This is a genomic window from Halopiger thermotolerans, assembly GCF_054654555.1.
Window position 1 is genome coordinate 1 of sequence record NZ_BAAIEU010000003.1, and the last position, 12,542, is coordinate 12,542.

A 12,542-nucleotide genomic window follows, 5' to 3' on the forward strand; every position below is an offset into this window, starting at 1 on the left:
ACGAGAGCTCACACCTGACGGAAGCGCCGCCGTCCCGTTCGGGCTTGTGACTGCGGTTGCAAGGTCAGTTCCCTGCTCCGACGGCTTCCCCGCGTTCCTCCTCAAACTGTCGAGCGGTGACTCTCACGGACGAGCATGGGGAACTCGAGAAAGCATTCTGTGAGACTTGTGCCCCGCATTTAGCACGGCTCTAAACCCGTCACCGTTCGAGGAGTTCACAAGGCGTCTAAACGAACGGTAGCGCAACCCCTTTTCGGTGCAACACCGTAGGTATCGTATGGATCGTTCTGACTCCTATCGGCGCGAGGTCACTGCGATGGTCGAATCCGGATGGAAGATCGAGGAGGAGACCCAGGACCGAGTCACGCTCGTTCGACGAGAGTTCGGTAATCCGGGTATCCACCTCATCATTGCTATCTTGACGATCTGGTGGGCGATGGGCGTGCCGAACCTGCTGTACGCCGCATACCGGTACTTCACCGGCAGCGAGCGCACCATCGTCTGGAAGGACCGAACCGAAGCCGGCGTGGACGGACTCGCGACGGACACGGAGTAATACGGTACCGAGCTACCGGAACTCGCGTTCTAGGCAGCGAAGTAGTACCGGTTGGCGTTCCTCCATCTCGTCGCTGCAGACGCGCCTCGTATCTCGTAGACGCAACGAACGCCGTCTGACTCTGGTAGGAATCGGTCGGTCGGCCAGGTCGATGGGGTTCCGAACCGCGTCGCCGTCGGTCACTTGACGGCGGCCGCCAGTTCCGGCGGAAGGTCCGGGACCTCCGCCTTCCGTTCTTCGGAGAGGTACATCGTCCACTCGACCGTCCGCAGCAAGTCCGCTCTGGAGAACTCGTCGGATTCCCGATCGTAATCGTCGAGCAGTAGATGCGCGTTGTTTCCGAATCGTATTCTGGCGACGTCGCTCGCTACGTCGGCAACGTAAAACGCGAATTTGGCGGTCCCCGAGGCGGGGATGGTCGGCTGTTTGACCTGCCAGTCCCCCGGGAAATAGCCGTTCCGCGAGAACCGCATCGCTTGGGTGTACGACCGGCCGCGGTCGTCGTATACGGTGAAGTCCTCCCACGGGTGCAGGGAGAGATCGTATTCGACGAGGTTCGTGAATTCGAACGCGAAGAACGGACCGTCGAATTCGGTCGGCTTTTCGACGGCCGGATCCGACGACGTGACCCACTCGTATCCGACGAGGTCCGCCCTGAAAAGTTCACATTCGGCGGTGATAGTCGTCCGAGACGGCGCTTCGAATGCGGTAATGCTCTCGGTGTACGGACTATTCTGGATTTCGGTCCCGTCCGCATAGGTCGCGACCAGATCCTCGGCGGACATCTCGCCGACTAATCGCCGTAGCGTTTGCCCGTCTATCAGTTTGATGTTAAAGTCGTCGGCGATGACTTCGGCCTGGTTCGTAAATCCGCTCGTCGTGATGACGACGACTTCGTCGACGTTCTCCCGCTGCTTCAGCGAGGCGTACGTCTGCAACTCGGGGCCGGAGACGGTGTTCGTATCGCGGTATCGCTTCGTCTGGATGAGCACCTTCTTCGGATACGGGAACGCTTTCGTGGCGACCACGTCGATTCCTTTGTCGCTCGATTTGGACGTAACGTCGGTGTTCCACCCGCGACGATCCCAGAGGTCGGCGATGAAGTGCTCGAACTCGTGGCCGTCTAACTGCTGGAGAAGGTGACGGATAGAAGCCGCCGGTCCTCCCGTATCCATGACGCTGTGAGCATCGTCGCCACGGTGGCAAAAGATTTCGTATCCCGGCTTCGAGACCGGCGGTCATCGAACCAAGCGTTTGACCGTCCTAATCGCGTCTCCCGTTCCGTTGGGGATCGGAAGACCTCCGCCGTCCTCGAGGCGCTCAATCGTCGCTCGGACGCGGCATTTCTTCGACCGCCCTGATCTCGGCTGTTGGCACCGCGCTCGAGTCCATCGTTACGCCGTTTTCATCTTCGCCCCTCGACGGACGGCGTTCACCGCCGCCCCGAGCAGCAGTACGATGCCGGCAAAGTACAGCCACGTGACGAACAGCAGGATGGCACCGATCAGGCCGTACGCCGCGTATCGGCTCGCGTTGGACGCGTAAATTCGGAATCCGATCTGCAGCACGACCCAGCCGACCGCGGCGACGACCGTCCCTGGCACCACCTCCCGCAGCGAGACGTCCACCGGCGGGAGCACGTAGTATATCGGGAGAAACGCGACCGCGAGTACGACGATCAGCGCCAGCGTTCCGAAAACGTTGGCGAACGGCAGTTGCAACGGAAAGACCGACAGGACGACGCCGACGGCGACGACGAGCGCGACGGCCAGCGCGATTCCGACGACCACGACGAGGGCGTCACGGATCTGCTCGAGCAGCGAGGCGTCGACCTCGTCCGCGTACACCTCGTCGAACGCCTGATCGAGGCCGCGAAAGAGCTTCAGGGCGCTCCACGTCAGCGCGAGAAACCCGATCACGGACGCGGCCGCCCGGCCGGTGGTGTTCGTGAGCGCCTGCGTCACGATCCGCTGCCCGGACGACGACAACTGCTGACTGAGCATGTTCGTCACGCGATCGGCCAGCGCCTGTCCTCCGACGAAGGACGCGACCGCCACGGCGAGCAGTACCAGCGGAATCAGCGACACGAACCCATAGTACGCGATACTCGCCGCCAGGAACGTGATATTGCGATCCTTCGCTAGGGTGAGTACGGACCGAACGTTCACGGAGGGTCGGTACGACGGCCATCGTGTTGAACCGGCGGGTGGCAGTAGAATGGCTCCGTCGGTCGAGCGGCACTGATCGCCGCAGTCTGTACGGAACGGGGAACCGGACACCAGTCTTGAGATATTTGCACAATTGAACGAAGCGATGGTTGCGCGTACAGCGGGGCATTCCGACACGTCGGCTAGTGGTAAGTATCCTTCCAGTGGATCGGTGAACCGGTCGACTCGAGCGGATCCGAGTTCCGTGGAGTTCCGCAGGCTGAGCGTCAGGTAAGAGAGGGAGCAGGCCCGGAAACACCCCGCGCCAACCATCACCGAATTCCGCGTTGGTCCTCGCGAAGCGACGGTGACAGGGAACTCGTCGAACCGCACGACATCGCTGGACGCGTCGGTGCCGTGACGCACGAGTTCGTCCGCAGTAGCATCCTTACAGACATCGTCCACCCCTCTAGAGCGGAACTCACCGCTTCCATTCAATCGCGAATGAATTGTGCCACCGATAAACAACCCTTATGCGCACCGAGTGAGTTCCCTGAGACAGGATGGTACGCGAAAGTTGGGCGAGTCGGACAGGATTCATCCTGGCCGCGGTCGGAAGCGCCGTCGGCCTGGGGAACATCTGGCGATTCCCGTGGATGACCGCGGAGAACGGCGGAAGCGCCTTTCTATTATTGTACTTACTCATCGTCCTCGGCGTCGGGGTGCCGGGACTGCTGGCGACGTTCGTGATCGGGCGACGGTCGAACCGGAACCCGGTCGGGGCGTTCAAATCGCTCGGCGGATCGCGTTTCTGGACGGTGCTGGGCGCGCTCTGTGTCGCCACCTCGATCATCCTGATGTCGTTCTACAGCGTCGTCGGCGGGTGGATCCTTCGGTACTTCCTCGAGAGCGCGACGGGCGCCTATTTCGCGGCTCCCGAGACCCACTTTGCGGCGATCAGCTACGGTGCCGAAGCGTTCGGGTTCCAGCTCGCCGTCCTCGCGATCACGTCCCTGATCGTCGCGACGGGGATCCGACGCGGCATCGAGGCGACGACGAAGGTGATGATGCCCGGCGTCGTCGTGTTACTCATCGGACTCGCGATCTGGGCGGCCCGCCAGCCCGGCGCCGTGCAGGGGTACGAGTTCTACCTCAGATTCGACGGCGCCTACCTCGCGGAGAACTTCCTGTCGATACTCGGGTCCGCCGCCGGCCAGGCGCTGTTCACCCTCTCGATCGGCAGCGGAACGATGATCACCTACGCCTCCTACATTAACGACGACCGCTCGCTGCCCCTCGACGCCTCGGCCATCGCCGTGTTCAATCTCAGCATCGGTATCCTGGCCGGACTCGTCGTATTTCCGTTGCTGTTCTCGTTCGCCTCGGGACCGACCGAGGGTGGCCCCGGCGCCCTGTTCGTCGGGATCGCCAGCGCGTTCGCGAGCCTGCCTGGCGGCCGACTCCTCGGCGCGGTCTTCTTCCTCGTCGTGCTGCTCGCCGCCCTCACGAGTCTGGTCAGCATGCTCGAGATTCCGGTCTCGTTCCTCGTCGACGAGTTCGACCTCGAGCGGTCGACGGCGACGTGGGGACTATTTGCGCTGATCACGCTTACCGGCGGCGTGAACGCGTTCAGCCCCGCCGTGTTTACGCTGTTCGCCGACCAGCTCGTCAATCTACTGTTGGTGCTGGGCCTGACAGGGTTCATGGTGTACACGGCCTGGGTGCTCGGTCCGGCAGCGATTGCGGAGTACCTCAAAGGCGCGGGACCGGTTTCGCGCCCGCTGGTCGTCCCGTGGCGATACGCGATCGGGACCCTCTTCCCGGCGTTCCTCCTCTTTACGTTCTACGCCGACGTCGCGACCCTCGTCGGGTTCTCCGCAGGACGGGGGCTGTTGGTGGGGGCGGCGCTGCTGACGTTGCTGCTGCTCGTCGGAGTGGCCCGCCGCTCCGTCTCCGAAACTCGGCCGCAGGCGAATGAGAGCGCGGACTGACCAGTAGCAGTCGCTCGGACCACCCCGAATATTGCGCTCTCGTTCGGAAGACGGTATGCGGCTCCCGTGACCGAGCGAATCCCTGCTTCTCGAAACCATTGAAATCGCAGAATTCGCACGATGGCAAGAGACGCGACGCGTGTTCCGAATGTATGCGCAACAGCGTCGGAGCTTCGAAAACTCTCGAGACGAAGCGTCTCGCTCGACGGTTGCGACTGCCGAGAGAGTCTCGAGTGGGTCTCGGCGAAACCCCATCGTGGAGGCCGACGCTGCGAAGGGATTGGCACGATTCCAAATTGACGAACGAGGCGACTGTCGGTCGCCTTGCTGACGGTAGTAATGTACAGACCATGCATATCAACTACAGACGTTCGTTTGACTTCCCAACATGAATTATAGAAGACCTTGATGCATTTCCTGGCTTACAAAGCCGCTTCCGTCGATAATTTGGACATATAGCGACCAAGTTATTCAGTCTTGGTCGGGTGAGACACTCCTATTCATAACCCACTAATTGAAAAATTGATCGCTAATTGATTGCAGTTTTCTGATCATCTATAGAATTACGCCATCACTATCACCTCTCCGCGTTCTAAATGATATGATCGTTGTGTTCCGGTTTTGCAGTAGATAGAATTTTTGTATTCTCACAATACTATCGGCGTCGATGGTGAGAGGAGTTTCGTCAACAGCGATTTGTGACGGTGACGCCGTTGGGAAGTAACCGCTGTCAACCAGCCACAGTGCCTCGTCCAGACCGCCCCGTGAGACTGGTCAACGCCGATGCGGCGAGAATTATTGTCGGTTCTCGAGGCGAAAGTCCGTCTGTACTCGAAGCGATGACCGTCCACAACGTCGATTCGATTATCGCTCTCGTGCTCTCTCCTGCGGGATAACGATTACCGGCCGGTCGGCATGGAGGAGAACGGACTGGGTAACGCTGCCGAGCAGAGCCTTCCCGACGGGGCTTCGCTGTCGACCGGAAATCACGATCGCGTCGACGTCGTGCTCGCCGGCGATCCGAACGATTTCCGCTGACGGGTCTCCGTGCTCCCGCCGAACGTCGACCTCGTAGCCGCGATCGGAGAGATCCGCCGCCGCTTTCGCGACGGGTTGCGGGATCTCGGTTTCTTCATAGAACTCGTCGGACGTGATCGTTAGCCACGCTTTGCTGTCCACCTCGAACTCCTCGAAGACGGTGAGGAGTGTGAGTTTCGTCGCTCCGGGATCGAAGTGAAGCTCGCCAATTCCCTCGACGATCCGACGCGCCGCCACCCCGTCCTCATCGATCGGGACAACCAGCTCTAGCATGGCTTTCGATGCTTCGGATATCGCCTTACTTCCACCGGTAGGTCAGGGGGCACGGAGAGAAACGACCGGGAAGATCGATCTCCCCGCCCGCGTCAGTCGGTATGACGACGCTAGTTTTAAGCTGTGAGAGTGAATGATACACATATGGCGAACGAGAGCCATCTCTCGAGAGCTGAACGTGTCGGCAACCCCCCAGCTTCGATCGCTGGCGTCGGAATGACGGCGTTTGTGAACGCCGACGATCGCTCGCTCTTACAGCTACTGGCGACGGCCGCCGACCGGGCGATGTCCGACGCCGCGATCGAACAGGAAGACGTCGATACGCTCCACATCGGCAACATGGCCGCCGAAGCGTTCAACGACCGATCCGGACTCGGAAACGCGCTGGCCGGACGACTCGGGCTGTCGGTCCGCTCCGCGACGCGCATCGAAAACACGAGTGCGAGCGGTGCCAGCGCATTCCGCGACGCTATCGACGCAATCCGCGCCGGCCGATCCGAGACGGCCTTAGTCGTCGGCGGGGAGCTGATGTCGGCGACCGATACGGCGACGTCGACGGAGATCATCGGCCGAATCGTCCACGACGCCGAGTACGATCAGGGTGTAACGCTTCCGTCGTTCGCCGGCCTCGCCGCACGGCGATACCTGGACGTCACCGACGCGACGCGGGAGACGCTCGCCCGCATCGCAGTGAAGAACCATTCGAACGCCGCTCGGAACCCGTACGCCCAGTTTGACGACGACGTATCGATCGGTGACGTCCTGGACTCGACCGCCGTCGCTGAACCGCTTCGGCTGTTCGACTGCTGTCCGACCAGTGACGGTGCGGCCGCCGTCGTCCTCACGGCCGACGACGATCGCGTCCGCGTCGCCGCCTGTACGAGTTCCGTCGGTACTCACCCCGTCGCCGATCGACCCGATCCGCTGGCAATCGAGAGCGTTCGTGAGGCCGGTGAGACGGCCTTCGAACGCGCCGGTTGCGATCCGGAGGACGTCGACGTGGCCTGTATCCACGACGCGTTTACGATCCTCGAGTGGCTCGAGATGGAGGAACTCGGATTCGCCGAGCGAGGGCAGGCGTGGCAGCTGACGGTCGAGGGAGAGACCGACGTCGACGGTACCATCCCGGTCAACCCCGGCGGCGGGCTGAAGGCACGCGGCCATCCCCTCGGCGCCTCCGGGATCGCCCAGATCGTCGAACTGGTCTGGCAGCTCAGGGGCGACGCCCCGACGACCGACGGACCCGACGGCGACCGTGTCGTCGACGGCGCCGAACGCGGCCTCGCGATCAACGTCGCCGGGTTCGGTAATCACAGCGTCTGCACCGTTCTGGAGGGGGAGACCGCATGAGGGATGTCTTCGAGTGTTCGACCTGCGGGAAGCGCACCTTCTACCGGAAAGATCGATGTCCGGAGTGTGGCGACGATCGGTTCGGACGATCTGCTCCCGGAGTCGGTGAAGTCGTCTCGTTAACCCGCGTCCACGTCACGCCGCCCGGCGTTCGCGAACCGAACGTGCTCGGGCTGGTGGAATTCGACGGGGGAGCCAACGTTATCGTCCAATTGGAGGGGGACCTCGAGGTCGGAGACGAAGTGCGGCTCACCGACGATCGAGTGCTCAGGGCGGATGGAGACGACACGATCACCGGCTCGAGGGCCGTTCCGGCCGACGAGTAATTACTCTCGGTCGGCGAGGAGTTCCGTATAGGTTTTCACTTGCTCGACCGGGTGTCGCCCCTCCGGCGGCCAGCCGATCGCGACGAGCCGACACGGGTCGTCGAACGGGTTGTGAACGAGATGGACTCCTTCTTCGCCCGCGTCGAACTGAACGATCTCTCCCTGCTTTGCAACGAATCGATCGTCGGTGACCTCGACCCGACACCGACCCTCGACGATATAGACGAGTTCCGCCTGGTCGCGGTGGTAATGGAAGTGGTTCTGGGAAAGTCGCTCGTCGGGCTCGAGAACGGCGACGTTCAGATTGAACGCGTCGATGCCGAGTTCCGGTGAGAGTTCCCATCGGCGACCCGGTTTGTCACTTCGCGGTTCGATCGCTTCGGGACGGAGTCGCTGCCATCCGTCGGACATACCGGTATATCGTCCGTTACCGTAATAAAATCTGCTACCGACGGGAAGGAGACGAATCGAAAGTCAGCTTTCGGTCGTGCTGACCGGACCGATATCGACGGACGGCAAGAAGTAGGCGATTCCGGCGACGATCGCGAGGCTCACGGCGACCTGGGCGACCACCGACGGCAGGAAGATGGCGCCCAGACCGAATGCGAGGAAGACCGGCCGTGCCATCAGCGGAAGCGGGCCCCCCATTCGGCCGGTGAGCGCGATACTGATCCCGACGAAGCCGGCCAGTACCAGAAGGAACGCAACGATCGTCATCGGCCCGACGTACAGCAGGGCGTCGTTGTAGAAGAACGCGAACGGAAGGAGGAACATCGGGAACCCGAGCCGCAGCGACTCCATGGCGGTCTCCCAGAAGTCGGAGCCGGCGATCCCCTGGCCGATAATAACTGAGAGCGCGATCGGAGGGGTGATGTTCGAGACGATAGCGAAGTAGAAGACGAACATGTGTGCGGTGAACTCGGGAACGCCGATGCTGACCAGCGACGGCGCGACCAGCACGGCGACGATCATGTACGCCGCCGTCGTCGACATCCCCATCCCGAAGGCGATCGCTGCGATCATCGCCAGCAGGAGCATCGTGATGACGACGCCGCCGGACAGCGTAACCAGATACGACGAGAGCTGCTGGGCGAAGCCGGTGACGATGAGCGCGCGAATGACGATCCCGAGGCTCGCGAGCAGGATCGTGATATCGAGGGTCGCCTCGGCACCGCGGCGGAGCCCTTCGACGGTCTCCCGGAGGAAGCGTTTCAGTTGCGCGCCCGTCTCGGCATCGCCGCGGACGATCCCGTCGAGTTCACGGACGAGCCGCAGCCCGATCAACGTGACAATGCTGTAGAAGCCCGCGACCATCGGGTCGGCGCCGATCCCGATCAACCACCAGAGCAGGACGGCGAACATCCCGAGGTACTCGTAGTGGCGGACGATATCGAACACCCGCTGGGCGCCGCTGCGGGGGTCAGGTGACGTCTCGATGCTCTTGGTAACCGTGTGGCGCGTACTCAGCGAGATCGACACCGCTACTGTCAGGAAGAACAGCAACGCCGGTGCAGCCGCGCCGGCGATGATGTCGGAGTAGTTTGGCTCGATGAGTTCGGCCATGAGGAACGCGCCCGCGCCCATGATCGGCGGCAGCACCTGTCCGCCACAGGAGGCGACCGCTTCGATCGCGGCCGCGATCTTCGGCCGATAGCCGTTCTCCTTCATAAGCGGAATCGTGAACGCGCCCGTCGTCGCCGTGTTTGCGGCCGTCGATCCGTTGATCGATCCCATGAACATGCTCGCCGCGACCGCGACCTGGCCGATCTCGACGTACTTGCGGCGGGCAGCCAGACGGGTCATTCCCTTGATGAACGTCGCCATCCCGCCGTACTTCTCCATCAGCCCGGCCAACAGCAGGAAGATGACGACCCAGGTCGCCGAGATCTGGAGCAACGTTCCGAACAGCCCCTCCATCTCGACGGTGTTCATAGTGATGATCCGTCGCGGCGTGAGGCCGCGATGGGCGAGGATCCCGGGCATCAGCGGGCCGTAGTAGGAGTAGATCAGCCCGAGCAGTGCGATGCCCGAGATCAGCCGGGAAATATGAAGCAGGGCGACGAACACCAGTGCGATAATCAACAACCCGAGATACGTGTACTGGTCTTCGTAGACACCGGCGGCCAGCACGATACTGTCGTAGTTCGACTGGATGATGTACAACGGTACGACCGAGACGACGCTGTAGAGGCCGTACCCGACCGTTTCGAGCTTACCCCGCAGCGTCGAGCGATCAGTGCCGGTCATCTGGAAGAGTCCCCACAGGGCGAGGACCATCGCCAAGTGGATGATCCCGTGGCGAGCCCGCGGAATTGCGAAGCTGTACGCGTACCAGAGGTGGTACGCAAAGAAGATGACCGCGATCCCGTAGATGAGACCCTCGATCAGCCCCTTCTGCCAGATGGACTCCGTATAGCTATCACGGAACTTCTCGTCGATCGTCCGTTCGATCTCCGCCAGCGTCCGACTGTCGTTGGGATCGGGTTCGCTAGACATTACCTAATCCAGTGGTATGATTTTTTGTTAAGCTTCCGGTGGTGCGGTGAGGTCGTAATCGTCCCAGAGGCCGGCCTCGGTGTAGTATCGGTAGGCGCCTTCGTGGACCGGCACGTCGGGATGCAGGGTGCCGAGGAACTGATCCGGGTTCGGGAAGAAGCCCATCACCTCGTCTTCCTCGAGTAAGTCCTCGCCGTGCTCGTGGGTCATCTTCGCTATCTGGTAGACGTGATCCGGATCCCGGTCGGCCTTGACGACGTACAGGTACGTCAGCGTGAACGAGTCGATCGTGCCCTGGTAGTTCTCGGCGAACTCCGTAACGGTGTCCTCGCCGAGTTCCACGTAGGTGGAGTAAGACAGGTCGTTGTCGAGCGCGTTGATCGTGGAGTCGGAGAACGACAGCGGTTCCCAGTTGACCGTCGCATCGATCTCCTGGAACCATCCCTGCGGAATGGTCTCGTTGACCGTCCACGTGAACGCCGCGTCCACCTGGCCGGATCGGAGGGCGCTGGGGATGTCCGCAAAGGCCATGTACCGATTATCGATGTTGTCGAGACCGATCTCCTGCTCGACGAGCCACTCGACCGGTGGTCGCGTCCCGGAGCCGGCCGAGGAGATGGCGACCGGTCGCCCCTCGAGGTCGTCCCAGCCGCTAACCGCGTCGGCGTTGTACACGCCGAAGTTGTAGAAGCCCATGTAGCCTCTGACCTGTCGGACGGAGTCGAAGTCGGATAGCGGTTGCTCCTCGAACGCTCCCTGGTCCGGCGAGTCGTCGAGCAGTTGCGTGGTGGTGCCGCTGATCTCGAACTGATCTCGATCGAACCGACGGTAGGACGCACTCGTCCCCTCCGTAATCACCGCCTCGACCGACAGGCCGTCAAGGAGATCGTTCTGTTCGGCGTATTGAGACCACGTCGATCCGATACGGAACGAGGACGATCCTTCCGATGACGTTCCGAGCTGCCACGTCGACGCTCCGCCGCCACCGCCGCCGTTGCCGCTACTGCTGTTACCGCCGCCACCGTTACCGCCACCGCTGGTACCGCCACCGGCGCTCTGGTCGAGACAGCCAGCGAGACCGATGATTCCTGCCGCCGATGCGCCTTTCAAGAACGTACGTCGATCTGTCGTGGTATTCCTGCGCATAGTGTCTCCGTGCTCGGACTGTCGTGGTCCGAACCTATTGCCAACAAATGGCATAGGTAGACTTAAATTTTTATGATGAATGAAAACGCGAGGACAAATCGCGGAGAGTGGCCCCAGTTCCCGCAGAATATCCGGTATACGGTTCGAGAGACGACTCACGGATTGCTCCCCGTCAAAATTTTAGTACCAGTATCCGAATGTTCGGGTATGCGTGCTGTTCGCTACCACGAATACGGAGACGAAAGCGTGCTGACCGTCGAAGACGACATCGAACGACCAACCCCGGACGCGGACGAGGCGCTGGTTCGAATTAAGGCTGCCAGCGTCAACCCCATCGACACCTACCTCAGGGAGGGGAATCTGGAACCGGTAGCCGGACTGCCCCACGTCGGCGGTTCGGACATGGCCGGGGTCGTCGAAGCGGTCGGGGACGAGGTCGATACCGTCGAGGTCGGCGACCGGGTGTTCGCGACCGGGCTCGGCATCTTCTCGCCCGGGACCTATGCCGAGTACACGGTCGCACCAGCAGAGATGCTCGCCCCGCTCCCACAGTCCGTCTCCTTCCGCGACGGAGCGGCCGCGGCGATGGCCTTTACCACGTCGTGGCGAGCGCTCGTCGACCGCGGCGACCTCTCGCTCGGCGACGTCTGTCTGGTCCACGGTGCGTCCGGCGGTGTCGGTCATGCGGCGGTCCAAATCGCGGCAGAAGCAGGCAGTTACGTGATCGGAACCGCCAGGGAGGGCGAGCCAGCCTCCCTCGTCCGGGCGCTCGGTGCAGACGCAGTCGTCGACTATCGAGTCGACGACCTCCCCGCCGAACTGGCCGCAGCCGCCGACGGACGAGCGATCGACGTCGTGCTCGAGCCGCACGCCGACGCGAACCTCGAGGCCGATCTCGAGCGTCTCGCCGCGAACGGTCGCGTAGTCGTCATCGGAGAAGAGTCGACCATCGAAATCCCGTCGGGTCCCTCGATGACGGCGAAACAGGCCGACGCTGACCTGCGGTTCATGTCGATCGCAGCCTCGCCTGCAGTCCAGGCTCCGATTCTCCGTCGAGTCGGTCCGCGGCTCGCCGACGGCCGGTTCACCGTCAATATCGACTCCGTGTTCGATCTTCGGGAGGTGTCGGCAGCGCACAAACGGCTCGCGGAATCGGGAGTCCTCGGAAAGGTCGTGATCGATGTAGACGCGTAACGGACGCCCGTACCGTCGGTATCGA

At 62.1% G+C, this 12,542-nt stretch carries 11 protein-coding genes; 5 read left to right on the forward strand and 6 right to left on the reverse strand.

Annotated features, from left to right (window positions below; translation table 11 throughout):
• Window positions 1-277 precede the first annotated feature (277 nt).
• The gene (locus ACYQ26_RS05360) at window positions 278-556 is read left to right on the forward strand and encodes a DUF8108 domain-containing protein (protein WP_459807773.1); all 279 of its coding nucleotides are present in this window, start codon (window positions 278-280) and stop codon (window positions 554-556) included.
• Window positions 557-735: 179 nt separating this feature from the next.
• On the opposite strand, the gene ACYQ26_RS05365 is transcribed toward ACYQ26_RS05360, so the two are convergent.
• Window positions 736-1,731, reverse strand: coding sequence for a restriction endonuclease (locus ACYQ26_RS05365; RefSeq protein ID WP_459807775.1), 996 nt, complete (start codon window positions 1,729-1,731; stop codon window positions 736-738).
• Window positions 1,732-1,950: 219 nt separating this feature from the next.
• Window positions 1,951-2,724, reverse strand: a complete 774-nt coding sequence (locus tag ACYQ26_RS05370) for a YihY/virulence factor BrkB family protein (protein ID WP_459807777.1) — start codon at window positions 2,722-2,724, stop codon at window positions 1,951-1,953.
• A gap of 542 nt (window positions 2,725-3,266) precedes the next feature.
• On the opposite strand from ACYQ26_RS05370, the gene ACYQ26_RS05375 reads away from it, so the two are divergent.
• Window positions 3,267-4,694 (forward strand): sodium-dependent transporter, encoded by a 1,428-nt coding sequence (locus tag ACYQ26_RS05375; RefSeq protein ID WP_459807779.1) that lies wholly within the window; start codon window positions 3,267-3,269, stop codon window positions 4,692-4,694.
• Window positions 4,695-5,558: 864 nt separating this feature from the next.
• Here ACYQ26_RS05375 and ACYQ26_RS05380 read toward each other — a convergent pair.
• On the reverse strand, window positions 5,559-6,005 hold the full coding sequence (locus ACYQ26_RS05380; RefSeq protein ID WP_459807781.1) for a universal stress protein: 447 nt from the start codon (window positions 6,003-6,005) through the stop codon (window positions 5,559-5,561).
• A 144-nt stretch (window positions 6,006-6,149) separates the two neighbouring features.
• On the opposite strand from ACYQ26_RS05380, the gene ACYQ26_RS05385 reads away from it, so the two are divergent.
• Both ACYQ26_RS05385 and ACYQ26_RS05390 read left to right on the forward strand, forming a co-directional pair.
• Window positions 6,150-7,355 carry a thiolase C-terminal domain-containing protein gene (locus tag ACYQ26_RS05385; protein WP_459807782.1) on the forward strand — a complete coding sequence of 402 codons (1,206 nt, stop codon included), beginning with the start codon at window positions 6,150-6,152 and terminating at the stop codon, window positions 7,353-7,355.
• The gene (locus ACYQ26_RS05390) at window positions 7,352-7,681 is read left to right on the forward strand and encodes a Zn-ribbon domain-containing OB-fold protein (protein WP_459807784.1); all 330 of its coding nucleotides are present in this window, start codon (window positions 7,352-7,354) and stop codon (window positions 7,679-7,681) included. Before ACYQ26_RS05385 ends, ACYQ26_RS05390 begins: the two co-directional genes overlap by 4 nt.
• Here the strand turns inward: ACYQ26_RS05390 and ACYQ26_RS05395 are convergent, their stop codons facing one another.
• The 3 genes from ACYQ26_RS05395 to ACYQ26_RS05405 all read right to left on the reverse strand — a co-directional run bounded on the left by ACYQ26_RS05395 (window position 7,682) and on the right by ACYQ26_RS05405 (window position 11,323).
• Window positions 7,682-8,092: a cupin domain-containing protein gene (locus ACYQ26_RS05395; RefSeq protein WP_459807786.1), complete on the reverse strand. Its 411-nt coding sequence runs from the start codon at window positions 8,090-8,092 to the stop codon at window positions 7,682-7,684. It abuts the gene before it with no gap.
• A 63-nt stretch (window positions 8,093-8,155) separates the two neighbouring features.
• Window positions 8,156-10,177 carry a TRAP transporter permease gene (locus ACYQ26_RS05400; RefSeq protein ID WP_459807788.1) on the reverse strand — a complete coding sequence of 674 codons (2,022 nt, stop codon included), beginning with the start codon at window positions 10,175-10,177 and terminating at the stop codon, window positions 8,156-8,158.
• Window positions 10,178-10,204: 27 nt separating this feature from the next.
• The gene (locus ACYQ26_RS05405) at window positions 10,205-11,323 is read right to left on the reverse strand and encodes a TAXI family TRAP transporter solute-binding subunit (RefSeq protein ID WP_459807790.1); all 1,119 of its coding nucleotides are present in this window, start codon (window positions 11,321-11,323) and stop codon (window positions 10,205-10,207) included.
• Between the two features lie 207 nt (window positions 11,324-11,530).
• Between ACYQ26_RS05405 and ACYQ26_RS05410 the strand changes: the two genes are divergently transcribed.
• Window positions 11,531-12,517, forward strand: a complete 987-nt coding sequence (locus tag ACYQ26_RS05410; RefSeq protein WP_459807792.1) for an NADPH:quinone reductase — start codon at window positions 11,531-11,533, stop codon at window positions 12,515-12,517.
• The last annotated feature ends 25 nt before the right edge of the window (window positions 12,518-12,542 follow it).

What these genes read in the sequence shown, in the direction of transcription:
- ACYQ26_RS05360 (WP_459807773.1), top strand. Translation starts at nt 278, where the DNA reads ATGGATCGTTCTGACTCCTATCGGCGCGAGGTCACTGCGATGGTCGAA.
- ACYQ26_RS05365 (WP_459807775.1), bottom strand. Translation starts at nt 1,731, where the DNA reads ATGGATACGGGAGGACCGGCGGCTTCTATCCGTCACCTTCTCCAGCAG.
- ACYQ26_RS05375 (WP_459807779.1), top strand. Translation starts at nt 3,267, where the DNA reads ATGGTACGCGAAAGTTGGGCGAGTCGGACAGGATTCATCCTGGCCGCG.
- ACYQ26_RS05380 (WP_459807781.1), bottom strand. Translation starts at nt 6,005, where the DNA reads ATGCTAGAGCTGGTTGTCCCGATCGATGAGGACGGGGTGGCGGCGCGT.
- ACYQ26_RS05385 (WP_459807782.1), top strand. Translation starts at nt 6,150, where the DNA reads ATGGCGAACGAGAGCCATCTCTCGAGAGCTGAACGTGTCGGCAACCCC.
- ACYQ26_RS05390 (WP_459807784.1), top strand. Translation starts at nt 7,352, where the DNA reads ATGAGGGATGTCTTCGAGTGTTCGACCTGCGGGAAGCGCACCTTCTAC.
- ACYQ26_RS05395 (WP_459807786.1), bottom strand. Translation starts at nt 8,092, where the DNA reads ATGTCCGACGGATGGCAGCGACTCCGTCCCGAAGCGATCGAACCGCGA.
- ACYQ26_RS05400 (WP_459807788.1), bottom strand. Translation starts at nt 10,177, where the DNA reads ATGTCTAGCGAACCCGATCCCAACGACAGTCGGACGCTGGCGGAGATC.
- ACYQ26_RS05405 (WP_459807790.1), bottom strand. Translation starts at nt 11,323, where the DNA reads ATGCGCAGGAATACCACGACAGATCGACGTACGTTCTTGAAAGGCGCA.
- ACYQ26_RS05410 (WP_459807792.1), top strand. Translation starts at nt 11,531, where the DNA reads ATGCGTGCTGTTCGCTACCACGAATACGGAGACGAAAGCGTGCTGACC.